Origin of the sequence: [Zimmermannella] bifida NBRC 103089 (genome assembly GCF_001570925.1) — a bacterium.
Classification (GTDB): Bacteria; Actinomycetota; Actinomycetes; order Actinomycetales; family Microbacteriaceae; genus Gulosibacter; species Gulosibacter bifidus.
In genome coordinates this window covers 1-707 of the sequence record NZ_BCSP01000034.1, presented here as the reverse complement: position 1 = coordinate 707, position 707 = coordinate 1, and the positions used below count along the sequence as shown (strand labels likewise).

Annotated in this window: 1 protein-coding gene; it reads right to left on the bottom strand. The window is 52.5% G+C overall.

Annotation, left to right across the window (positions count from 1 at the left end; translation table 11 throughout):
• Positions 1 to 331: 331 nt before the first annotated feature.
• Positions 332 to 707: GH-E family nuclease (locus ZBI01S_RS09640; protein WP_176572862.1), on the bottom strand; the 376-nt coding region annotated here is incomplete at its 5' end.

The following is a 707-nucleotide window of genomic DNA, read 5'->3' as shown; positions in this document are numbered from 1 at the left end:
AAGCAACCGTCGAAGCAAGGGGGCTTCGAGTTCGTAGTCGTGTTCACGTTGCGCGAACAGGATGTGGAGCGCGTTGTAGCGCGAGAGCGGGTCTGGGGGGACATAGGACGCGGGGACTCCGTTGTCGAGCATCCAGTTAGTGATGTCTACCCGGTTCTTGGGAGACTCATTTTTGATTCCGTTTAGAAAGAACTCTCGAGGGGTGAAATCAGGGCGTTTCTCGTATGAGCGAAGAAAGTCAGTTAGTGATCCATATGAGAGAAGGAATGCGGGGCTGCCGTCCATGCGGATTTCCTATTCAGTAGTGTATTGGTGGGCTGGTTCTGGAAGGCTAATCAGTTAGCTCATCGGTATGGGAGCTGTTTCGGTATGGATCTGAGACTTCATACTTGTTGGGATCTAGGTATTGCTTTAGGAATTCTTTGGTGGAGTACTGACCACTTAGGTATTCCTGTTTGAGGGTGCGGTACTCGTTACCCGTTGTGTGCCCCATATCCCAGTCTCTCGGTGAAGTGGGGTTGTTTGGGTCCCATTCCACGATTCGCCAGCGGTCACCGCCAGCCTCATACACATTTGTGTGCGAGAAATCGTCGGGGTGGAGTTTCACGTACATCTGGTTTGGTCCGGGTTCTGGCAGATCGAGTTTTCCGCTGCTAATTCGGTCTAGTTGACTGTTTCGGGATCGGTGCCAGATGTCGGCTTCGGGG